Here is a 21,681-nt window from a genome sequence, read left to right as displayed (position 1 = left end):
TCTTCTTCACGGCGGTCCCCTTGCTGTTGGTGTTCTTTGGCGGAACGCCCGACACCTACCACACGGCAGGAATCAAGCGGGGGACCGCCACCTCAACTTCCACGAGACCCGGGACAACCTCAGCGTTACCACGACGAAGTCCATCGCCACGACGAAACACAAAAAGACAGCGGCTGTCTGCAGGGCAGCGGTGTAGTTGAACCGCGTGAAGTAGACATACGACACCGCCGCAAAGAAGAGCGGTGCACCAACGACGTGGATGATCAGCGCGTTGTGAAGCGACGTTACCGCCATGCCGATCCCCATCGTGGCCGCGCACAGTGCCCAGCCAACCACGGCGTGAACGAGGAGAACTATTACCTTTCTCATCGTCGAATGTCCCTTCCGGACGCCCTTCATCGCCACAGTATGTCGATCATCTGATCCTGTTGACGACGGGCGGTACGCAAAGGCGAATATTGCAGTGACCCCCGAACGGTAGGGTGCGCCTCCATAGGCTCAGCGGACCGATACAGACGCGACGAATTTGTTGCCGGCCGACTTGTCGTCCCCTCGAACAACTCCGCTACGCTGCTACTGCACCTACCGCTCAATGACTCTCATCCGTCGCGTGGACCAGTTCACGGGGTCCGGTCACAGGGTTTGTCGCTGAGACAACAGACAACACATTGAGACGCGACCACGCGGACTGTAAATCCGTCGGCGAGCTCCTGTAGTAACGGGAAGCGAGCGCTGCCAGAGACAGCTTTCCGTTCCGGTCGAGAACTGAGCAGGTGGGCAATTCCGGTCCAGAAGTGAGCACCCTTAAGCGACTGGACAGGTGTGAGCTCGGTGGTAAGGAGCCTCTAAGGGCGACCTCGGCAGTGCGCGTTACCAGCAAACTGATTCAGCCGAGATGCGTTGTAGTACAGGCAATTTCCCATAACGTCAGCTACATGAAGACGGCGCATATGGGCGGGACGTCGGTCGTTCGCCAGCATCGCGGTGCGCTGTCCAGGCGGTTCGTGGCTCCTGGCAGCCTTGCTGAGGCGATAGTTTACACCGCCGTCGACCGCTACGCATACGCTGTACGCCTACAATGTTGACAGGCCCTCTAACAGCGCGTTTAATAGAGATCTACCGGCCGGAAACCCGCCTTCGACAGCATCCATACGAATTTGTCGTCGGGTTCGATGTGTTTCCTGCTCTATGCCGGAAATCGGGTTCGACTACCGCACGACCACGACACGCGTCGGGACTAATCCCGAACACATGCGTGCTCACCTTTCAGTCAAAGGAGAACGACCCTGATGAACAAGCACAACCGCGCTCTGGCTCTCGCAGAGGCCACGACGGGTAAATCCGACAGCGAGCAACGAGATATCTTCGGAGAGCACGTGCTTCACATTGGTGCGGGTTTCGTAGCGAAGGAACACGCGCAGCTGTTGGAGGCGTTGTCGACCCTCGCGCCGCACCTGGGAAGGTGGGATCCGCGTGATGTGGATGTCGATGTCTCATTACAAGACCGCGGGGGCAAGGAGCAGCGCATCACATTGCGTACGAGCTTGCCGGGTCGGGCGACGCTAGTAGCGGTCGCTGACAACCCGGACCTGACCCGCGCGCTCTGTGAAGCAAAGCGCGAGCTAATCCGGCAGATTGAACACCAGAAATCCGGGCGCGAACCCATGAGCAACCGCCGGCTCAGGAGCAGGACCATCCGCCATCCGGCGCCGTCCACGCCGTTCGACATCGCCCAATTTAGCCAAGCACCCGCCGTCCGGCATCCGAATACCCCCACGCCGTGAGAGATCGCCCCATCTCCAACGTAGTCAGACGCCGCTGCACAGCGTTATCGCCGCCGACAATTCCGTTGCCCAGCTCCCTCAACCCCTCAGGCCCAACCAGCGGCTCGCTTATGCGGGCAGATAGAGACGAGATGACGCACATGACCGAAGCGCGAGTCATCACCAACCGTGCCGCCATGGGCAGATCAACGCCAGCAGCTACCGATCGGCCGTACCTAACCGTTGGGGAAGTCCTCCGTGCGGGCATGCGCCGCGCGGCCGGACGAAAAGAAATGGCTGCGGCGAAGTCGATGTGGGATTCCGAAGGCGGCGCGACCGATCAGCGAACGACCCACGGCGGGGCCGGGACTGGGCCTCTGGTGTCGCAGGCGCACTAGAGGCGCCGGACACCGCCCCGGGCTCATGCCCGCTTGGTCGCTACCCGCCCTAGCAAGTCGGACGGCCGTGCGCCACTGTTCAACTGCCGCTTGGTGCTTACCGCCGTAGGTCTACACTGAGGACAACAATGCTAACGATTAGGTGCTCGATGACGCAGCCAACTGGACCGTCAGGTTTCGGGCAGGCCGGCGAGCCTGACTCCAACGAGGACGAGGAGAGCGGCCCGATCACCCGCGCGGCAGTCCTGGCTAGTGCCCTCCAGATAATCGATCGTGATGGCGTTGAGGGGCTATCGATGCGCCGCCTCGGCGAGGCGGTTGGCCGTGATCCGATGGTGCTCTACCGCCATGTGCCGAATAAGGCCGCTGTACTCGATGGGGTGGTCGAGATGGTCTTCGAGCAACTGTCGCTGGACACCACGCGCCCGGACTGGGCGGCGGCGCTGCGAGATCTCGCCCACGACTTTCGTGATTTAGCGCGCGCACACCCAAATGTGGTGCCGCTGTTGGTCACCCGGCCCCTTGCGACGCCGCTCGGGATGCGGCCGCAGGGCATGCTTCGACAACTCGAAAACGTCCTCGCGTTGCTGATTGGGGCCGGCCTCCCCGGGGCTCACGCGGTGCTTGTGTATCGGGCGTTGTTCGGGTTCTTGTACGGACACGTGCTCACTGAGTTGCAGGAGGCCGTCGAACGCCCCGAGGAGACCGACGATGTGTTGCGTCTCGGCCTGCATCGGCTACGGATCAACGAATTCCCGCACTTGCGCGCGCTCGCGCCAACTTGGGCCGCCTACGACGGGCTCGTCGAACTCGACCGCGGACTCGACATTCTGTTCAGTGGGCTGGCCGCCCAACTCGGCTTACCCGGCGGCGCGCCGACGCAGGCGAGCCCAGCCACGCCCCACCTAACTATCGACCAGCAACGGACGTAACCATGATGCTGCAGGCCCCGAATCTGGCCAGTGTGCCCGTCGGGCCGCGGAGTCGGGCGGGCCGCCACGTCGCCTGGACTTCTGTGAGGCGTCGGTGGCGATAACCGACGTAGCCGCATACGCTCACTTGAGCCACGCGGACCTCAAGGCTTTTGGAGTCGAGTTGGATGCGATCCGCCGCGACATCGAGGCTTCGCGCGGCGAAAGCGACAGGGCATACATCCGGCGCGTCATCGCATTCCAGCGAATCCTCGACATAGCCGCGAGGCTGGTTATCGCCGGCAGCCGCGGCAAGATCGGCTGGGTGCTGGGCACCGGCGCGCTCGCCGCGGCCAAGAGCATCGAGAACATGGAACTCGGCCACAACATCGGCCACGGCCAATGGGACTGGATGAACGACCCGGAAATCCATTCCAGCACGTGGGAGTGGGACATGGCCGGCGTCTCATCACAGTGGCGGTTTTCCCATAACTATCGCCACCACGTGTTCACCAACGTCATCGGCGTCGACGACGACCTCGGGTTCGGTGTCCTGCGGGTCACCCGCGACCAGGAGTGGCGGCGAAGTCATCTATTTCAACCTCTGCGAAACATGTTGTTGGCCATCATGTTCGAATGGGGCATCGCGGCGCACGGCTTGCACTCGGAGTACGAGCGCGCGGCGACCGGCGCGGAGAAGTCCGCCATTACCCAAGCGCTGATCCGCAAGATGGCCAGGCAGGTCGGCAAGGACTACGTGTTCTTTCCGGCTCTCAGCCTTCGACGATGGCGTCGCACACTCGCGGCGAACGTCGCCGCCAACCTGTTACGCAATCTTTGGGCGTACGTCGTGATCGTGTGCGGGCACTTCGCGGACGGCGCGGAGAAGTTCACCCCCGCCGCAGTGGAGCACGAGACGAAACCCGACTGGTACTTGCGACAAATGCTGGGCACCGCGAACTTTGACGCTGGGCCGGTGCTGGCGCTTCTCAGTGGAAACCTTTGCTACCAGATCGAACACCACCTTTTCCCTGATCTGCCGAGCAACCGCTATGCGGCTATCGCCCAACGGGTTCGGGCGGTATGTGCCTCCTACGACCTGCCGTATACGACCGGTCCCCTTGTTCGCCAGTACCTGCTCACCTTCCGCACGATTTCCAAGTTGGCCCTTCCGGATCGGTTGCTGACCGCCACTTCTGACGATGCACCCGAGACGGCGTCGGAACACAAGTTCCACACTGTCGACACACACTACGTGCCGCGCGACGGCAATGGCGATACGCGGCGACGGGGACTGCTGACTGCGATACGGGACCTACAGATTCAGCACCGATCAAAAAAATTCGTGCATCCCGGCGGCGCTGTGCGCCACGCGCGGTCTGCCACGCTGTGCGGGAGTTCTGGGTGGTCGGTCCATTAACCTCCTCGCCGGGTGCGGGGCTGTCGCAATGAACGCCCACCGCTCCGCCGCTTACGATGCAACGCGAGTAGGTGTCGTGGTTGCTCGTTCACCGAATGCGCTTGCTGTTGAAGGAAATTCGTTCGACCATGGCCGAAACCCCTGAGGCCGACCAATAAGCCCGCCCATCAACAGACCGGGACGGCACCTAGTGCGCCCCAGGGGTTTTCATGCCGAATCGTTAGATGGCGGTCACTCCCACCGCCTGGGGCCCTTTAGGCCCCTGGCTGATCTCGAACTCGACTCGTTGATTTTCCTCTAGGGAGCGAAACCCGTCTCCTTTGATTTCAGAATGGTGGACGAACACATCTTTTGCGCCGCCGTCGGGGGCGATAAACCCGAAACCCTTATCGTTGTTGAACCACTTCACAGTTCCCTGTGGCATACCTAACTTCTCTCTCTTTCAAGTGGATGTAATTCAGATACATCCGCGACTGACCGTAGCACAAGCCAACCGACAAGATGGTCATCGGTCGAATTGAGCGATCCGCTCCGGGGCTGCTGGACCTCCTTCGATCACTCCTAGATGCCCTGGCAGACATCGGGTTCGGCGACGCGCCAGTCGCAATGATTGATCCAGTCGTTCAAAGAACGTTGTGGTCACCTGCGACATCTGGGCGGCCTTGTTGTGCATTGCCGCAAGTTTCTCTTTGAGGGACTTGCCCAAGGCGGCGGCCTAAACGGCGGTTTCCCGTTCTTCCACGTCTTCCGCGCTGGTCTTAAGGAGGCCGTCGACCGTCAAGGCATTATCTGGGCCGGCTGCGGTCATCAAGATGGCATGTGCCTGGTCTGGGTCCGCCTGCGGGGAAACCACAAGTAGTACGATTTTGTTGTGATCGAGCCCGACGACTTCGACGGTGTTGGCAGGCTGGAGACGGTATCCGTCGAGTCGTACCGTCCGCCCCCCGGTCACGAATTTTGCGGGTGGCCCTGCCCATTCGTTGACGTTGTAAATCACGCGGTCAATCGGCCCGAGTCGAACTGACAGCACCGACAGCAGATCTGGCAGCTCTGTCGTCAGGTCCGCACTGTGCGGCCACCATGCCCCATCGACATAGCCGCTCTGGGGCGCCTTGGGCTTTAACTTCAAGCGCGGTGTGTGCACCGGCGGGGTATGCCGGCGCCCGACATCCATGCGGTCCCTTTTCAGCGTCATAGCGACGCTCCCATCTTGACCGCGAAACCGGCCAGATCCCTGGAATCGGCGACGACATGGCTTTGAATAGTCACATACGAGGTATCGCCGATGCTTACAACCTTACTCGGGTTGTCCAGCACGAACGGGAGCGGGCAAGGGAACGGCCGCCGTTTCGTGACATCCGGATATGTCAACACGGGTATTGTCGCCCCGGTGGTGTGACGGCGGGCGTGACCCGTTCGTTGTCAGCGGTGGTGCGCCGCGACTCGGCGGGGACCGCACCCATGTCGTTCTCGTACCTCCGGGCTCGATTTTCATCACCACAAGCGGCAAGTTCAGACGAGCCGAGTGTGTACAGCGCTACCGACACGATGAGTTCAGGCCGCTTAGACGCTTAGCAGACCACCAATCTGCAACTCGCCCATCCGAATACGCCAACGGTCAGCCGAGTCGAACGGACGGCACACCAGGCGCACGCTCTCAACGGATGGAAACCAAGTCGTGGAGCGAATCCCGCGGTAAGTCGCCGTCAACGACGGCGGTCACAATCAGCTGGTTCAGCGTGATCACGCCTTTGTGATTATCGAGGAACGCGGTGTCGGAAGCGTCACGACCGGTGGCTATGCGCACCATGGTTTGCCGCGGCGCTAGCAGCGTCGCATCGACCACCCGCCAATGCCCCTCAACAAAAGCCTCAGCCACCGCGTGAAAATCCATCGGGTACACGCCCGGCGCGTACACCGACACCAGCCGGGCCGGGACGTTGACCGCACGCAGCAGCGCCACCACCAGATGTGCGTAGTCGCGGCACACACCTTCGCCGGAGAGCAAGGTGTCCACCGCCCCGTCGATTGGATCGCTTGAGCCGGGCACATAGTTGAGCCTGGTGCCCACCCATGAACTCACATTCTCCAACAGCGTCGCCGAATCACCATAGGTGCCGAATTCGGTTGCGGCGAAACCATAGAACTTATCGGCCTCGGCGTAGCGGCTGGGTCGCAGATACATCGACAGGTCGTATTCGGTCACCGGAGCCGGATCAGTCTGACCTACGATGGTCGCCGCGTAGTCGACTTTCAGTGTGCCCACCGCCGCGTCGAACTTATGGATGCGGTTGCCATGCGCCCCAATGACTTCCAAAGCCTCGGTGGGCCTTCCGTTCAAGGCGAAGCGCAACGATTCGAACAACTCGGTGCGCGGATGCGGAGCAACAGCAATCTGGAACTCCAGCGTCGTGGGCGCGGTGATTTCGACTTCGATCTCGGCGCTCACTTCTCTTCTCATAGCGCGATAATGCGCCAATCGCTGCGGATTCGCCAACCGTGCACGGTGCGGACCTTCGTCTTGACGGGCCTTTGGTCGGACAGTCGCCAATTCGAGGGATTGCTCATCTGTGGCGTCACGGCGCGCGACACATCTGGGCCTGGCGTTCGCCAGGCGCCGTGCCGGCAGCCTGCTCGTGGCGTCCCTGTCTTTCAGACCAGATTGGGGTAGAGTTGCCGGAGCGTCGCGATGACGCGAGAGCAAACGATGATGCGAGAACAAACCAGCAATAGCTTAGGGCGGGACGGCGTAATGGGTATCCGCGCGCTGTGATTTCGATTGAAACCCAAAACGGTCTGCAGGTATCCAACTTGGAGGAAGCGCGGCCAGCCGCCCAACACGGTCGAAGTCCTTGATGCCAAAGGCAAGGTGTTCTGGTTGGTTGTCCCGTTTGACACAGAGCTCGTCTTGAGGGCGTGCCAGCGTGCCCCCATCGGACTATATTGAGGGACAAAATGCCAATGACAAGTGACGACCCGGTATCCAAGGCCTTCAGCGACTTTAGTACTGACGACATGCCTCCCGAGGCAGCAGTTTCGCGACGCATGCTTCGGTGACTCGAGGACATCGACAAGTCGACAACCGCCGGCCCGACCGGCTCGGCTGCGCGCGCGGCCTTGGCGTCCAGTGTCGTCGCGCACGTCGTGGTCGAACTCAAGACCCAAGTCATCGAATTGAAGAAGCAACTGCCCCAAGCGAAGTAAGCAACTCCTCACCGACGAAGTTTGGGCGCCGCTCGTTGGGTTGATTCTGTTGGCATCACCGTTGGTGTCTGTTGGTGAGAAGTTCAGCTCAAACGGCTTCGTCGCGAAGGGGATGGTGCGCTGATGGTTACGCGATTGTCGGGGACCGATGCGCTGTCTCTGCACACACAGAGCTCGAAGATGCCTGCGCACACGGTTACCGTGGCCATCATCGATGCGTGCGATCAGCTCAGCCACCAGCGGCTACACCAACTGGTGGCCACGTCGCTACGGCAACTGGCGCGATTTCGCAGCCGACTGGTGACCAAGCCGCTGGGTGTAGGGCAGCCAGTGTGGGCCGAGATTGACGACTATGACCCTTCTCCGCAAATTCATTGCGCAACGGTTTCGCTCTCCCGGCGCCGGGCGCGAGTTCGCAGATCTCATCGCAGATCTGAGTTCCGGGCGAATGGATTGCCCTAACCGACTGTGGGAAGCGTGGAGTATCAACGGTCTGGCGGGCGGCCGGTGGGCGTTGGCGGTGAAGATGTCGCCTGCGCTGAATGACGGGACCGCGGGGGCAGCGTCCTTATGGCCGCGGTTGCTGACTACCGGACCACGCGCCGATCTGGCCAATGGTCTGCCGACCGAGCCGAGCCTAGGTTCGGCGCCTTCCGTCGTCGAGCTCGTTGCCGATGTGGTGACGGAGATGGTCGAGAACCACGTCACTGGCGTGTGGCTGATCGCCAGGAGCATGTCTGGTGTGCTGCAGGGCATGCGTGGTCGGTTGCTCGGCACGCGTGTACGGGGCCGGATGACCCCGCCGGTGTCTTCGATGAGCGGGCCGGTGCCCGACACAGTGTTCAACGCGCCGCTGACGACGCGACGTGCGGTCGCTTTCGCCTCGATCCCGCTGACAGACGTGGAGACGGTCAGCAACGCGTTCGGGGGCAGCCTCACGAACGTCGTTCTAGCTGCCTGCACGCTGTCATTGCGTGCCTGGCTGCAGCGGCACGACAAGGTGCCCAACGGTCCGCTGCTGATGCGGATGCCGTTCGAGTCGCCAGCCACGGATCCCCCTAGAATTGGCAAGGCGTTGGCTGTCGGGCGGCTTCGCATCCCGGTACATCTCGACGACCCTGTGCAGGTCCTCGCCAATCTCCATACCGCAACCGCAAGACTGAACGCCGCCCGGGGCTGCAGCAATGAAAGTGGTTCGGCCACAATTGATTTAGAGCAGATGGCATCGCTCATCCCGCCGGCCGTAGCTCACGTAGGTATGCAGCTCTACACCGGATCAGGGCTGCGAAACCGGCTCGCGCCGATCTGCCACGGCAGCGTCTCCCACATTGCCGTCGAGCCGGTGCCTGCGTACTGTGCCGGCGCCAAGGTCGTCGGGATGCATACCGTGGCGCCACTGGCCGAGAAGAGTGGGTTAAACATTGCGCTGACTTCCCGTGGTGAGCAGCTGGATGTGAGCGTGTATGCGTGCCCCGACAATGTGCCTGCGGTCGACGATATCGCGACCGGGATCGCGCACTCTGTCGATATTCTGGTGGCGGCCGCACAGGAATCTCCTCGCGGGCAAGGCCGTTCCGTCGTCACAGAGATGACGGCACACCGCGCGAATCGTTCACGCGGCCAGCGCTACTGACAGGCCAGATTTTATAGAGAGGAACGGACGGAAAAGGGCGATCCCCGGCCACTTCGCCAACCTCTGACCTCCTTTGGAAGGTCATCGCTGTACGGCCACCGTCACCGTCTCACGCGTGAACGTCATGGCCATGGATTACGGCAATGGTTTCGACCAGGCCGGAAACCCAGGCATGGGCGTGTACGCGATCGATGCCGCGACCGCAACCCACAGTCAGTTGATGACGCTGTATCCGTCGATGTCCAGCCAGCAGGCGTGGTCGATGATCGGGGTGACGCCCTTGATCGGAATCAATGACGACCCGAGCGAGATTTTCACCCTCGCCGACGCCCAACAGCTGACCAGCTTCGCCCAGCAGAACGGTATCGGTGAACTGTCCATGTGGGAGCTGCCCCGCGACGTCACGGGTACGTTGGGCGCAGTAGATGCCAACGACGGCAGCGGAATTGCACAAACCCCGTTTGAGTTCTCTGGGATCTTCGAGCAGATCGAAAGCGAATCTCAAACTTGAAGCCGACCTCGTCTGACTTGTAGAGAAACTGGAGTGATCAGACCTTGTCTCAATCGTAGGCGTCTGGGGTTGGTGCCTCGGATGCCCAGGGCGGTGGGGTGTAGCTGAGATCTTGTTGCCGTAGGCGTGGCTTCGCGAGGCTGGCTGCCCCACCGTGCTGGACGCTCCGACCGCTGATTGAGAGCTGATGCGGTTCGTCGCTGGTTAGGGACATGTCGGCTGAGTTGTCCACGGGCTTGACCGGCGAACACAGGAGAACAACGGTGACGGTGCGGCCACAGGTGTGGGTCGGAATCGACGTCGGCAAGACCAGTCATCACGCGTGCGCGGTGGATGAGACCGGCAAGGTGGCATGGACGCAGAAGCTGGCCAATGAACAGGTGGCGATCGAGGCGGTGATCGATCGCGCGCAGAAGACTGCCGAGCGGGTGCAGTGGGCCATCGATCTGACCAGCCCGATGGCACTGATGCTGATCACGGTGCTGCTAGCTGCCGACGAGTCGGTGGTCTACGTGCCCGGCCGGGTGGTCAGCACCATGACCGGCGCGTTTCGCGGCGAGGGCAAGACCGACGCCAAGGACGCTCGAGTGATTGCCGAAACCGCCCGCATGCAAGGCGATCTCACCAAAGTGGTGATGCCCGATGACTTGATTGTGGAGTTGACCCAGCTGACCGGGTACCGCACCGATGTGATGGCCGACTGGGTGCGCGGCATCAACCGGCTGCGGTCGCTGCTGGGGGCGATCTTCCCTGCCCTGGAGGCAGCGTTCGACTATTCCACGCGTATACCGTTGATCCTGGTGGCTGGACTGTGCACCCCGGCGGAGATCCGGGCCGCCGGAACCGAGGGCGTGACGGCCCATCTGGTCGCTCAGCGCGCGTGGGCACCCGGGATCGCCAGGACCGCAGCCACCGCCGTCGCGCTGGCCAACGACCAGCACCTGGCGTTGCCCGGCGAAGCTGGTACCGCTGCATTGATCAAGCGGATTGCGGTCAGGCTGCTCGACCTCGACCGTGAGATCAAAGACCTCGACAAGACGATTGCCGAGCGGTTCCGTGACCATCCGTACGCCCGGATCATCGAGTCGCTGCCCGGCTTCGGACCCAACCTGGGTGCGGAGTTTCTCGTCGTCACCCGTGACGACCTGGCGCCGTTCGTCACTGCCGGGCGGTTGGCGTCCTACGCGGGATTGGTTCCTGTGCCGCAGGATTCCGGTCGAGTCACGGGCAATCTTCGCCGGCCGAAACGCTACAACCGCCGATTGCGACGGGTGTTCTATCTGGCCGCGTTGTCCAGCCTGCGCACCACCGGACCGTCTCGGCAGTTCTATGACCGCAAACGCGGTGAACGCCTCATCCACAGCCAGGCTCTGCTCGCCTTGGCGCGCCGCCTCGTCGACGTGCTCTGGGCGCTGCTGCGTGACGGCCGCGAATTCACCACGCACAAGCCGATTCCCGTGCAATCGGCTGCGTGACGACGCGTCACTTGTTGACGCATGGCCAGGACGACGGCGTCGACGAAACGGCCGGGCCTCATCGGTGTCGAGGTTGGCACTGTCAATCGCGGTGAACGCCAGATCCTTGCGGCCGCCAAGATCGAAAGACGGTGGACCGCTTCCACTGAGTCACCTCACCGGTCACGGGATCGTGTTCGACGTCGTGCGCAGAGACGGTGGCCAGTCGCAGTTGGCGTACAGGTACCACCGCCCCGCGGATGATCGGCTCGGCGGCGTCGTCGAACTCCGCACAGGACAGTCCCCCGAAGAGGGTTCCGTCCAGCCAGCACACACTGTGTCGACTCGGCGTGGCATGGCTGTTGGCCAGCGTCGTCGCCGTGGCCGACACATAGCGGCGGATGACCTGCAAGAACAGGAGGGGTACGTCTGCACCCGCGGCCCCGAAGAGCCGATATTGGAGCTGACGCACGGTGTCGCCTTCGATGCGCTTGCGGAGGGTTTCCTGGTCAGCGTGAAGGACGAAATGCCATACTGGGATAGCATTTTGGGCGAGGCCCCAGCTGATCTCGCGCCAGTATTGCTCCACAAGCACAGTCATGGGCATCACTAGAGTGCCGTCGGTGTAGTCGAGGACGTGACGCCACAATCAGACGGCACGGGCCGCCTGACCCCTTGTCCCCCATCCGGGGGAACCTCATCCGACTCTATGTTCATTCGGGCGTGAGCCGCACTGTGGTGAGCGCTGTACACCGCGGTGACCAACGGCCCGAGCGCGGCGGGGCTTCCGTCCCTATCGCGACTGTTCGACCACATGATCGGATACACGTGCGGCCAACGAAGGCCGCTTCAACCTCGCGCCCCGGCGACACATTGCAGGTGCATGCAGGACGGGAGGACGAATCGTGCCTTTGATCGCGTATGTCACCGGGGCGGCGGGGTTCGTCGGTCGTCACCTGACCGAGCGGCTCGTCGCTGATGGTTGGCAGGTCACGGCGTTGTGCCGGCCCACCGACCGGGTCGAGGTCTTGCCGACTGGAGTGCATGTCGTGCTCGGCGATCTCACCGACCCCGGCACGGTGATGGACACGGTGGCGCCCGGCACCGATGCGGTATTTCATTTGGCTGCCAACACCTCGACGTGGTCAAGAAATCGGCGGGTGCAGTTTCGTGACAACGTCGCAGGGACCGCGGCAGTCATCGACGCGGTGCTGGCGCGTGGCGCCCAGCGGCTGATCTATACCTCGTCGATCTCCTCGTTTGGGTATCAGCCGGGAGTGGTGATCGACGAGCACACTCCGTCGAATGCTCGTCGGCGTGGAGACAATTACGGAAAGAGCAAATTGGCTGCCGAAGGGTTGATTGATGATGCGTGCGTCCACCGCGGGCTCAATGCCGTCATCCTTAATCCGGTCAACATACTTGGGGCCTACGATGTGTCGAACTGGTCGAAGCAGCTAATTCTGCCCATTGCTGATGGCAAGCTGCGTTTGGTGCCACCGGGGTCGGCGAGCTGGGTTTGGGTGCACGACGTGGTAGGCGCCCACCTGGCCGCGGTGACCGCCGGCGGTACCGGAGGGCGCATCATTCTCGGCGGAGTCCGTGCGTCGTTCAAGGAAGTCGTCAACACCATCGAGGATTTGTTGGGCAAGCCCCGCACCACCCGAGTGACGCGGAAACCGTTGCTGGCCATGCTGTGTCTGGCCTCGACCGCCAGCGCTGCCCTCTCTGGTCGCGAGCCCGAACTCTCCGTCGCGAAGTATCGGCGTGCTGTCGGGGACCTCAAAGTCGATGACCGGGTGGCGTGCGAGGAACTGGGGCTGGTCCACACCCCGCTGAAACATCAACTCGCCGACACCATCGATTGGCTGCGCAAGGTCGGGCTGCTGACATCAGAGACCGTGGTGCCGACGTGAATCTCACCAATCACGGCAATGATTTCGGTGTTGAGTGGGTGGACGTCACCATCGAGCCCCACCACGTCGAGCAGTTCGCCAACCAGGCTGTGCGAATCTACGAGGCCACCATCGCACCTGGGACAGCCACGCAGTTTCACCGCCACACCTACGACACGATCTATGTCGTCACCGCCGGCGGTCGATTCCGCTCCGATGAGCCAGGACATCAGATCCCCGGGACACGATTGGGACGTTCCACATCCTTGCCCCGACAGCTATGGTCCCTGGCCACCCGAAAGTTGGCCGGCGGATGGGTGACGATGCCAACCGGCACGGTGATCGTCCAACCGCACCGCACTCATCCCCTAATACACCGCGTGATCGCCCATCCCACCAACGCCGCCGCAATCCGCATGCTCGGTGTCGAACTGCACCGTGAACGGCCGGTGTCGGCCCCCCCGGGTCAGTGCACCGGGCATTGGCATCGAACTCGGCGGTCCGCCCTGGCCCGCCTATCGACTCAGTACGCTATCTGACCATCAGCCGCAGCAGATCACGCTCGCCGGCGGGGTGTGCTGGTCGTGGTAACGAACTCAGTCAGAGCGCAATGTCAGGGCCAGGTACACGACGTCGAGGCCGGCCAAGCGCGCGTGCTGTCGCCGGGACCCAGCACAATAGAATCGCGCGGGATGGATGCGCTGCTGATCCCCTTATAGTCAAGGCCGCCAGCCACAACCCGGCAAACGAAGACGGCCGGGCGCTTACGCATATCTGAGCACAGCGATCCCGCGTTGATTCCCGAATTGCTCGTGTCCGATCTCGATCGAAGCCTGGACTTCTGGTGCGGTCTGTGCGGATTCGCTGTTCGCTACATGCGCCTGGTCGAACGGTTCTGCTACGTCGAGCTGTTCATGCAGCCCGAGAGGAAGTGGTATCAGATCGGCGATGACGCGCTAGGGGTTGAGCAGTTCCTGGTCACGGACCCCGACGGTTATTTGCTTCGATTCCAATCGCCGCTCGGTCATGCAGATCGGGATCGTCGTCAGCTGTGAAGCGACGGATGATGCGCCGACCTGCGTACCTTCCTGCCTCGGGAGCCCGACTATCCATGAAACTCGACGCAAAGCCGAAGTAAGGAACCACTGAGTCTCGTTGCTACGCAGTTGACACCATCATTGAGAGTCTCAGTCGTAGATGACGGCATTCCCTCGCAGCTCAAGGTCGGCCAAGCGGTCCCGCATGGCCTGCAGCTGTTCAGGTGAATGCCCCGCCCAGTCTGTCAGCTCACCAACGACTCTCACGGGCTGCCGGGTGCGGAAGGAGCGAGTCGGATTTCCAGGAAATTTCTTGTCCGTCACGTTCGGGTCGTCCTCCAGTGCGCCTTCCGGTTCAACGATGTAGATGCGGCCCGGTCCTTCGCCGATGGCCAGTTCGGCTCCCCATACGGCGGCATCCAATGTCCGTGTCACGTAGACGTGGTTGGAGATGCGTCCTTTGCCGTAGTTCGCCTGGCGCCCGGGCACGAGTAGATCGCCTACAGAAAGGTCGGCCTTCGTGCCGTGGAGAAGCGCACCCGATTCGTGCACCTCAAATGGCTTCGGTGTATCCGGCACCAACAACCCCCCCATCGAGTTCGATTGATCGCGGCTCTGTCACGGAACACAATCGAATCATCTTCCCCTGCAGGCGATTTCAATTCTGGCCATCGCCGTAACAGGTAGCGTAGACCGCCTTCCCCGGTGCGACCAGGTCAATAGCTGATGTAGACCGCCTTGGTGTTGAAGTAGGCCTCGATGCCCTTCCGGCCACGCTCGCCGCCCCAACCCGACTGCTTGTGGCCGCAGATCGGCATCGAGTGGTCGGCCGCGAGAGCGCAGTTCACCCAGACCTGGCCGGCGCGGAGCTCGTTCGCGACGCGATGCGCCCGACCGAGGTTTTCGGTCCAGATGGCGCCGGCCAGCCCGTACTCCGTGTCGTTCGCGGCGGCGAGCACCTCGTCCTCGTCGTCGAACGGGATCACCGATCCGACCGGCCCGAAGATCTCCTCGCGGATGAGCCGCATGTCGGGCGTGGTGTTGGTGACGATCGTCGCCTCGTAGAAGTAGCCACGGCGGTCCATCGGCTTGCCGCCCGTGATCACCTGCGCGCCGCGCGAGACGCCCTCCTGGACGATGCCTTCCACGCGCTGGTGCTGCTTCTCACTGATCAGCGGCCCGAGCACAGAGTCGGGATCGTCGCTACCGCCCATCGGCAGCATCTTGGCGAAGGCGGCGAGGCCTTCTACGACCTGGTCATAGATGCCGCGCTGGACATAGATGCGCGAGGTGCAGGAGCAGTTCTGCCCCGACCCTGCAAGCAGGCCAAGGCCCGCATTCATGATCGCTTTGTCGAGATTGGCGTCATCGAACATGATCAGCGGTGACTTGCCGCCGAGCTCGAGGGTCAGCCGCTTGAGGTTGCCGGCGGCCGCCTTGACGATCAGTCGGCGCCGACCTCCGTCGACCCGGTGAACGCGATCTTGTCGACGTCAGCATGCGCGGCGAGCGCCGCACCCGCGGTCTCGCCGTAGCCGGTGATGACATTGAAGACGCCGTCGGGCAGCCCCGCCTCGCGGAAGATCTGCCTCCAGCTTCAGCGCGGTGAGCGGCGTCTCCTCGGCGGGCTTGAGGACGCAGCTGCAGCCCGCCGCGAGGGCGGGCGCGGCCTTGAGCATCGCGACGAAGAACGGCCCGTTCCAGGGGATGATCAAGCCGGCGACGCCGACCGGCTCGAGCTGGGTGAAGTTGTGGTAGTTCTCGTAGTGACCGAGCACCTCCGCGCGCTGCGCCGCGGGCAGCTTGCGCCACACCCCCGACTCGAACGTCTCGCGGGCCTGTCACTCATTGTCGTTCATCCTTTCGTCGAACCGCTCCGCCGCGAAGAAGCGCGATGCCTTCAATCGTTGGGCACTCGGTTATGCGGATTGTGTCGTGCTGCCGGACATCGCTGCTAGCCCTCCACTCCGTGTACGCGGTCGCCGTGCGGGCACGGTTACGCGCATAAAACGGCAGATTATGCGCTTAACCAAGAAGCGTCCAGTAGGTCCTCGAGTTCGTCTGCAGAGGAATTCACGGGTACGGTCGCGGTCTGAATCAGCACGCTGCGGCGCTGCGCCATAAAGGGTTGGCGACGACCTCGAAGGGCAGCCTTACGACGATCCTTCGCGAAGTCATTTCGGTCCCATCCAAAACCGCAGTCCGACTGTACTTTCGTCAACGATGACCGCACGTACATGACGCAATGGTCGAATACTGGTTTCCAACTCGCTGTCACTGGCCCGAAACCTGATTTAGTGCAAGCGGTCTCGCCCTCAGGGTCGTGGAGAGGACACTCTCCGAGTGTCAAGACGGGTGTCGACCGTCCACAGCGCTTGCGATTTCTGATTTCGATCCCTCCCGTGCACTGCAGCGCCATGCTTATCGCTGGGGCCAGTGAATAAGGAGGTATCAGCCGTGGATTTCGGGGCGTTGCCGCCGGAGGTCAACTCCGGGCGGATGTATGCGGGAGCGGGTTCGGGCCCGTTGGTGGTGGCCGCTTCGGCGTGGGATGGGTTAGCGGCGGCGCTAATTTCGGCGGCGAGGGCCTATCAGGTGGCGATCGTGGAGCTCACCGGTGCGCAGTGGTTGGGTGCGGCGTCGGTGTCGATGGCCGCGGCGGCATTTCCGTATGTGGCGTGGATGAATACCACTGCGGGCCAGGCCGAGTTGACTGCTAACCAGGCGAGGTCGGCGGCGGCGGCCTACGAGGCAGCGTTTAGCGCCACGGTGCCGCCGCCGGTGATCGCGGCCAACCGGGCGTTGCTGACGGCGTTGGTGGCCACCAACATCTTCGGCCAGAACACCGCGGCGATCGCGGCGACTGAAGCCGATTACGGCGAGATGTGGGCTCAAGATGCCGAGGCGATGTATGGCTACGCCGGCGCCTCTGCGGCGGCGACGACCTTGACGCCGTTTAGCACGCCTTCGCAGAACACCGATCCGGCCGGGGTGGGCGCCCAGGCCGCCGCGGTCGGTCAGGCGGCCAGCACGCCGGCCTCGTCGGTGCAGTCAACGGTGTCAAAGATGCTGTCTTCGCTGTCCGTGGTGCCCGACGCGCTGGGAAGCCTCGCCTCAGGATCATCATTCGACCCGGTGACGCGGCTGCTCGCCTTGTTGAAGAGTCCCCTGGGCACCGCTCTCAACACGTTTAGCACCGCGTTGAGCATTCCCCTTAACGATGTGGGCAGCGGCGGCTCGTTTTTGGCTGTCGACGCGATATACATGGTTGCTCCGTTGATCACGGCGGCCTTTCCAGGGCTGGCGCCGGTGGCTGGGGATCTGGTGCCAGGGGTGGCGCCGGTGACTGCGGCGCCAGCGGCTGCGGCGTTGGCTTCGGTGGGCGGCGCTGACGTCTCGGCGGGCCTGGGCCGGGCGGCGTCCGTCGGCGGCCTGTCGGTGCCGCAGGCCTGGGGTAGCGCGGCCCCCGAGATCCGCCTTGCCGCCAGGGGATTGCCGATGGCGGGCCTAGACGCGTTGCCCCAGGCGGAGGCAGCCGGGCCGCCCGGCTGGTTCGGCGGCATGCCCCCGATAGGCAGTGTCGTCAACGCACCCCGGATTGGCGAAAGTACTTCCAACCCCCGCTTCCGCCACAAAGTTATCCCGCAGATAGCGACGGGCGCGAGTCTGCTCGCGAGCCCACCCGATTCGCAGACGAAGCCAACCCGACGAGGTTCAGATGGCGAGTTGAGTGAACGCGAACGCCATGAGCTCAACGACCTGCGCCAGGAGATGGCGGAGCTAGCGATGGAGCGCGACGCGGTGGCCCGCTTGATCAAGGAGGCAATCCGGCCATGAGCATTTTTGATTTCGGGGCGTTGCCGCCGGAGATCAACTCCGGGCGGATGTATACGGGAGCGGGTTCGGGTCCGTTAGTGGCCGCCGCGTCGGCCTGGGATGGGGTAGCGGCTGAGATGAGTTCGGCGGCGAGGGCCTATCAGGTGGCGATCGTGGAGCTCACCGGTGGGCAGTGGTTGGGTGCGGCGTCGGTGTCGATGGCGGCGGCGGCCTTCCCGTACGTGGGGTGGATGAATACCACCGCCGTCCAGGCCGAGCAGACCGCTAATCAGGCCAGGTCGGCGGCGGCGGCCTACGAGGCGGCGTTTAGCGCCACGGTGCCGCCGCCGGTGATCGCGGCCAACCGGGCGTTGCTGACGGCGTTGGTGGCCACCAACATCCTCGGCCAGAACACCGCGGCGATCGCGGCGACTGAAGCCGATTACGGCGAGATGTGGGCTCAAGATGCCGACGCGATGTATGGCTACGCCGGCGCCTCTGCGGCGGCGACGACTTTGACGCCGTTTAGCACGCCTTCGCAGAACACCGATCCGGCCGGGGTGGGCGCCCAGGCCGCCGCGGTCGGTCAGGCGGCCAGCACGTCGGCCGCGTCGGTCCAATCGACGCTGTCACAGCTACTGAACACAGTGCCTAACGCGCTGCAAGGACTCGCCTCGGGCGGGCCGGCGCAGTGGCTGCTGGACCTGCTGAACAGCGCTCCGGTCCAGAATTTTGAAGGCCTGATTTTTGCCACCTCGGGTTACCAAAACGTTTTCGGCGCGGGATCTTTCCTTACATCGGGCGTGGCATTCCTGGTCGCCCCATTCGAAAACCCGTCGATCCAATCCGGATTGGTTATGTCGGCTGCTGCGTCGCCGGCGGTTGCGGCGTCTGACGTGTCCGGGATGCCCGCGGGTGCAGGATCGACCCTGGTGGGCCCCGTCGGCGGCGCCGACGTATCGGCAGGTCTAGGCCGGTCGGCGTCGGTGAGTGGGCTTTCGCTGCCGCAAGCCTGGGGTACTGCGGCACCGGAGATCCGGCTAGCCGCAAGGGGATTGCCGATGGCGGGCCTAGCCGCGTTGCCCGAGGCCGGGGCAGCCGGGCCGAGTGGCTGGCTCGGCGGAATGCCCGCGATAGGTCCGATTGGCAGCATTGTCAACGCGCCACGAAACGGCGCAGGTTCCCCCAACTGCCGCGTGCAGGCCCAAGCAGGGGGCGAACCGAGCCGGAAGGAGCGCGCGCCAGGACACTGGCGGGGCTTCGATCTGTTGGCCACGGAGGGGCAGTCCCCGTTGAGCGAGCGCGAGGAGCTCATCGCGCTACGTGCGGGCATCGCCGAGCTCACCAAAGAGCGCGATCTGCTCAAACGTTCGGCAACCCTGTTGATCAAGGAGGCTATGCAGCACTAGACGAGAAATATCTCAGCCCCGCTGCGCCCGCCGGTGAGTTCGGCTGTCACGGTGGTCATTTCATCAACCTCGTGATGTCGGTGGCCGTGCCCGAGTCGGTCTCAAACGTCTGCGTTCCAGGTCGGTGCGAGAGGGACTGCCTCGGTCTACGCTGAAGGAGAAATAAGGAAAGGTACGCGATGCTCGCAGCGTTCGGATTCGAAGCCCTGGGTGTAGTGGTCGGGGACATGTATTTCGTCGATCCGGCCCCGCTCGCTGGTCAAGAAACCCCGGAGCGGGGCGTAAGACTCGAACTTCGCCTCGTCGACCGGGACGAGCCCCAGGGGTCGATCTACGCCGGCGTCCCGATTGCCTTCACCCGCCCGGTGTGGCGGGTGGACATTTTCGGGTCCACAGAGAGCCCGCCCGGGACGCTGGACCGGGCCCATCACCACCCCCGTTTCAACGGTTGGGAACCCGGACGCCGGCACTTCGTCCCCGAGCTGTCAGCCGACCCGCTGGCTTGGCTGGCCGATCAGCTGGCCGACCCGGCCGCCGTGCTGACCAGGGCAGGCGTCGATCCAGATGAGGTCACCGAAACTGATAAGGCTGGACTTGCCGCGGCAGCCCCGGAGATTGTCGCCGCGGTGAAACGGATGCTCGACGGCGTCCGCGACGGGGAATTGGCACCGTCCCCTCCTGAGCCTGTTGCTGCCGCCCGCACCGGCTGGCTCTGAGTTCGACCCGGCCGGGTAGCTTATTTGCGCCAAGCCTGTTGAGCCACCCGAAAGAAGTTGCCGCCGAGGACGGCGCGGATGTCATCGTCGCTCCAACCACGCCTGTCGAGGTGCCCGCCGAGCGTAAGCAACGTCTCGGGCGCCATCCACTGGATCGGTCCCCAACGCGTGTAGCTGTCGTCAAACATGTCCGGGTTGCGGGTGAGCTCGTCGATGAAATCGGCTGCGTCAAAAGAGAAGTCACTGCTGACACCGACGTGGTCGATGCCGACCAGGTCGACTGCGTACTCCAGGTGCCGAGTCATCGCCTCAAGCGTGGGCGAGTTGGGTCCCAGGAAGATACCGACGCCGGTGATTCCGATAACACCGCCGGTGGCCGCGCAGGCGCGGGCTTGGTCGTCGCTGATGTTGCGCGGGTGATCCCAGATCGCGCGCATGCATGAATGACTGTAAATCACTGGACCGGTGGAGATCTCGCACATGTCTAGTCCCGTGCGAGCGCTGCAGTGAGAGCCGTCGGGAACGATGCCGACCCCGTTCATCTCATTGACGATCGAACGCCCCCACGGAGTAAGGCCACCATCGATGGTGTCCAGACATCCGCTGCCGGCTCGGTTGGCGCGGTTGTAGGTGGGCAACAGCGTGCGCACCCCAAGGTCGGCCAGAACGGCGAGGTTATTGAGATCGTCGTCGAGCGGACGCGAATCCTCGAGATCGAAGACCACCGCGATTCGGCCGCCGCTGGTGATTGCAGCGACATCGTCTACGTTGGCTGCCAGCTCCAAGTCCGGGTGGGCCTCGACCGCGCCACGGTAGTGCCGCAGCAACGCCAGCGTGTCATCGAGGCTATGGGGCGAATACCCTGCGTTGACCGATACGAATGCGCCGCCGGCACGCAGGTAGCGGGCCAGGGGAGCGACATCGGTGTCGGCCTGCAGCGGCAGGCACAGATGCTGGTCCCACAGAAGTGAGGTCATGAATACCGATCCTGCATCATCGGGCCCACGAGCTGGGAACCGATCCGCGCTGAACGTCTGACCATCCCGCGTCATTACCCGCCTTTGCTGCGGCGCAGGCCGAACATGACCTGGTGGATCGCGGTGTACCGGGCCACGCATCGCCGCCAGCCGTGGGCTCATGCTGCGTGGGCTAACTGCCGGCTATCGCCACCCGGGTCGACTTCCGCATGACGTGGTCGACGCCTACTGCGGTCCCGTCTTCGGAACACTCGAATCCTCCCGGGCTTTCGCTCGCCTGGCGGCAGCCATATCGTCGGCCGACCTGGCCGCGGTAAGACCCCGACTGGCCCAACTCAAGGTGCCCACACTCCTCGTGTGGGGAACCGACGACCTGTTCTTCCCCCTCAAGTGGGCGCAGCGCCTTGCCGACCTGATCGCCGGTACCACCACAGTCGTCGCGCTTGATGGCGCGCGGATGCACTTCCCCGATGAACGCGCCGCAGAATTCCTGCCACTGCTGCGCCAGCACTGGGCGACCCATCAATGAAGCCAGCT

General features: G+C 63.2%; 22 protein-coding genes and 2 pseudogenes. 16 read left to right on the top strand and 8 right to left on the bottom strand.

Annotated elements, in window-relative coordinates; translation table 11 throughout:
- Positions 1–72: 72 nt before the first annotated feature.
- Positions 73–369 (bottom strand): hypothetical protein, encoded by a 297-nt coding sequence (locus tag ACLP9N_RS15345; RefSeq protein WP_442408224.1) that lies wholly within the window; start codon positions 367–369, stop codon positions 73–75.
- Between the two features lie 920 nt (positions 370–1,289).
- Here ACLP9N_RS15345 and ACLP9N_RS15340 point away from each other — a divergent pair.
- The 4 genes from ACLP9N_RS15340 to ACLP9N_RS15325 all read left to right on the top strand — a co-directional run bounded on the left by ACLP9N_RS15340 (position 1,290) and on the right by ACLP9N_RS15325 (position 4,492).
- Positions 1,290–1,784 (top strand): hypothetical protein, encoded by a 495-nt coding sequence (locus ACLP9N_RS15340; protein ID WP_442408223.1) that lies wholly within the window; start codon positions 1,290–1,292, stop codon positions 1,782–1,784.
- A 140-nt stretch (positions 1,785–1,924) separates the two neighbouring features.
- Positions 1,925–2,161 carry a hypothetical protein gene (locus ACLP9N_RS15335; protein WP_442408222.1) on the top strand — a complete coding sequence of 79 codons (237 nt, stop codon included), beginning with the start codon at positions 1,925–1,927 and terminating at the stop codon, positions 2,159–2,161.
- A gap of 149 nt (positions 2,162–2,310) precedes the next feature.
- Positions 2,311–3,093, top strand: coding sequence for a TetR/AcrR family transcriptional regulator (locus tag ACLP9N_RS15330; protein WP_442408221.1), 783 nt, complete (start codon positions 2,311–2,313; stop codon positions 3,091–3,093).
- A 94-nt stretch (positions 3,094–3,187) separates the two neighbouring features.
- On the top strand, positions 3,188–4,492 hold the full coding sequence (locus tag ACLP9N_RS15325; RefSeq protein ID WP_442408220.1) for a fatty acid desaturase family protein: 1,305 nt from the start codon (positions 3,188–3,190) through the stop codon (positions 4,490–4,492).
- Between the two features lie 220 nt (positions 4,493–4,712).
- Here the strand turns inward: ACLP9N_RS15325 and ACLP9N_RS15320 are convergent, their stop codons facing one another.
- On the bottom strand, positions 4,713–4,916 hold the full coding sequence (locus ACLP9N_RS15320; protein WP_442408219.1) for a cold-shock protein: 204 nt from the start codon (positions 4,914–4,916) through the stop codon (positions 4,713–4,715).
- A 291-nt stretch (positions 4,917–5,207) separates the two neighbouring features.
- On the bottom strand, positions 5,208–5,687 hold the full coding sequence (locus ACLP9N_RS15315) for a DUF5994 family protein (RefSeq protein ID WP_442408218.1): 480 nt from the start codon (positions 5,685–5,687) through the stop codon (positions 5,208–5,210).
- Between the two features lie 268 nt (positions 5,688–5,955).
- Between ACLP9N_RS15315 and ACLP9N_RS15310 the strand changes: the two are divergent.
- A pseudogene (locus ACLP9N_RS15310) lies at positions 5,956–6,057 on the top strand (hypothetical protein); the annotation flags it as partial.
- 92 nt (positions 6,058–6,149) lie between these two features.
- Here ACLP9N_RS15310 and ACLP9N_RS15305 read toward each other — a convergent pair.
- Positions 6,150–6,941, bottom strand: a complete 792-nt coding sequence (locus ACLP9N_RS15305) for a transglutaminase-like domain-containing protein (protein WP_442408217.1) — start codon at positions 6,939–6,941, stop codon at positions 6,150–6,152.
- An 878-nt stretch (positions 6,942–7,819) separates the two neighbouring features.
- On the opposite strand from ACLP9N_RS15305, the gene ACLP9N_RS15300 reads away from it, so the two are divergent.
- The 4 genes from ACLP9N_RS15300 (at position 7,820) to ACLP9N_RS15285 (ending at position 11,315) form a co-directional block, all read left to right on the top strand.
- The gene (locus ACLP9N_RS15300) at positions 7,820–8,158 is read left to right on the top strand and encodes a wax ester/triacylglycerol synthase domain-containing protein (RefSeq protein WP_442408216.1); all 339 of its coding nucleotides are present in this window, start codon (positions 7,820–7,822) and stop codon (positions 8,156–8,158) included.
- Positions 8,049–9,329, top strand: coding sequence for a wax ester/triacylglycerol synthase domain-containing protein (locus tag ACLP9N_RS15295; protein WP_442408215.1), 1,281 nt, complete (start codon positions 8,049–8,051; stop codon positions 9,327–9,329). The genes ACLP9N_RS15300 and ACLP9N_RS15295 overlap by 110 nt, the downstream gene beginning before the upstream one ends.
- 115 nt (positions 9,330–9,444) lie before the next feature.
- Positions 9,445–9,840 (top strand): hypothetical protein, encoded by a 396-nt coding sequence (locus ACLP9N_RS15290; RefSeq protein ID WP_442408214.1) that lies wholly within the window; start codon positions 9,445–9,447, stop codon positions 9,838–9,840.
- A gap of 263 nt (positions 9,841–10,103) precedes the next feature.
- A complete protein-coding gene (locus ACLP9N_RS15285; protein ID WP_442408213.1) occupies positions 10,104–11,315 on the top strand; it encodes an IS110 family transposase in 1,212 nt (403 codons plus the stop codon).
- 82 nt (positions 11,316–11,397) lie between these two features.
- Here the strand turns inward: ACLP9N_RS15285 and ACLP9N_RS15280 are convergent, their stop codons facing one another.
- Positions 11,398–11,895 carry a hypothetical protein gene (locus ACLP9N_RS15280; RefSeq protein ID WP_442408212.1) on the bottom strand — a complete coding sequence of 166 codons (498 nt, stop codon included), beginning with the start codon at positions 11,893–11,895 and terminating at the stop codon, positions 11,398–11,400.
- A 304-nt stretch (positions 11,896–12,199) separates the two neighbouring features.
- On the opposite strand from ACLP9N_RS15280, the gene ACLP9N_RS15275 reads away from it, so the two are divergent.
- The 3 genes from ACLP9N_RS15275 to ACLP9N_RS15265 all read left to right on the top strand — a co-directional run bounded on the left by ACLP9N_RS15275 (position 12,200) and on the right by ACLP9N_RS15265 (position 14,244).
- Positions 12,200–13,210 carry an NAD-dependent epimerase/dehydratase family protein gene (locus ACLP9N_RS15275; RefSeq protein ID WP_442408211.1) on the top strand — a complete coding sequence of 337 codons (1,011 nt, stop codon included), beginning with the start codon at positions 12,200–12,202 and terminating at the stop codon, positions 13,208–13,210.
- Positions 13,207–13,728, top strand: a complete 522-nt coding sequence (locus ACLP9N_RS15270) for a hypothetical protein (RefSeq protein ID WP_442408210.1) — start codon at positions 13,207–13,209, stop codon at positions 13,726–13,728. The genes ACLP9N_RS15275 and ACLP9N_RS15270 overlap by 4 nt, the downstream gene beginning before the upstream one ends.
- A 255-nt stretch (positions 13,729–13,983) precedes the next feature.
- The gene (locus ACLP9N_RS15265; RefSeq protein ID WP_442408209.1) at positions 13,984–14,244 is read left to right on the top strand and encodes a hypothetical protein; all 261 of its coding nucleotides are present in this window, start codon (positions 13,984–13,986) and stop codon (positions 14,242–14,244) included.
- 132 nt (positions 14,245–14,376) lie between these two features.
- On the opposite strand, the gene arr is transcribed toward ACLP9N_RS15265, so the two are convergent.
- Positions 14,377–14,820 carry an NAD(+)--rifampin ADP-ribosyltransferase gene (gene arr / locus ACLP9N_RS15260; protein ID WP_442408208.1) on the bottom strand — a complete coding sequence of 148 codons (444 nt, stop codon included), beginning with the start codon at positions 14,818–14,820 and terminating at the stop codon, positions 14,377–14,379.
- Between the two features lie 122 nt (positions 14,821–14,942).
- Positions 14,943–16,067, bottom strand: a pseudogene (locus ACLP9N_RS15255) (aldehyde dehydrogenase family protein); the annotation flags it as partial.
- A gap of 616 nt (positions 16,068–16,683) precedes the next feature.
- Here ACLP9N_RS15255 and ACLP9N_RS15250 point away from each other — a divergent pair.
- The 3 genes from ACLP9N_RS15250 (at position 16,684) to ACLP9N_RS15240 (ending at position 20,167) form a co-directional block, all read left to right on the top strand.
- Complete coding sequence (locus ACLP9N_RS15250) at positions 16,684–18,063, top strand: PPE family protein (protein ID WP_442408207.1); 1,380 nt, start codon at positions 16,684–16,686, stop codon at positions 18,061–18,063.
- Positions 18,060–19,451 (top strand): PPE family protein, encoded by a 1,392-nt coding sequence (locus ACLP9N_RS15245; protein WP_442408206.1) that lies wholly within the window; start codon positions 18,060–18,062, stop codon positions 19,449–19,451. The genes ACLP9N_RS15250 and ACLP9N_RS15245 overlap by 4 nt, the downstream gene beginning before the upstream one ends.
- A 179-nt stretch (positions 19,452–19,630) precedes the next feature.
- A complete protein-coding gene (locus ACLP9N_RS15240; protein ID WP_442408205.1) occupies positions 19,631–20,167 on the top strand; it encodes a hypothetical protein in 537 nt (178 codons plus the stop codon).
- Positions 20,168–20,187: 20 nt separating this feature from the next.
- On the opposite strand, the gene ACLP9N_RS15235 is transcribed toward ACLP9N_RS15240, so the two are convergent.
- Positions 20,188–21,144 carry a dipeptidase gene (locus tag ACLP9N_RS15235; protein WP_442408203.1) on the bottom strand — a complete coding sequence of 319 codons (957 nt, stop codon included), beginning with the start codon at positions 21,142–21,144 and terminating at the stop codon, positions 20,188–20,190.
- A 160-nt stretch (positions 21,145–21,304) separates the two neighbouring features.
- On the opposite strand from ACLP9N_RS15235, the gene ACLP9N_RS15230 reads away from it, so the two are divergent.
- Complete coding sequence (locus tag ACLP9N_RS15230; RefSeq protein ID WP_442408202.1) at positions 21,305–21,673, top strand: alpha/beta fold hydrolase; 369 nt, start codon at positions 21,305–21,307, stop codon at positions 21,671–21,673.
- The last annotated feature ends 8 nt before the right edge of the window (positions 21,674–21,681 follow it).

The sequence above is a fragment of the Mycobacterium sp. genome (assembly GCF_052144515.1).
Taxonomy (GTDB): Bacteria; Actinomycetota; Actinomycetes; order Mycobacteriales; family Mycobacteriaceae; genus Mycobacterium.
The sequence above is the reverse complement of the archived record's forward strand: the minus strand, read 5'-3'. Positions and strand labels throughout refer to the sequence as shown.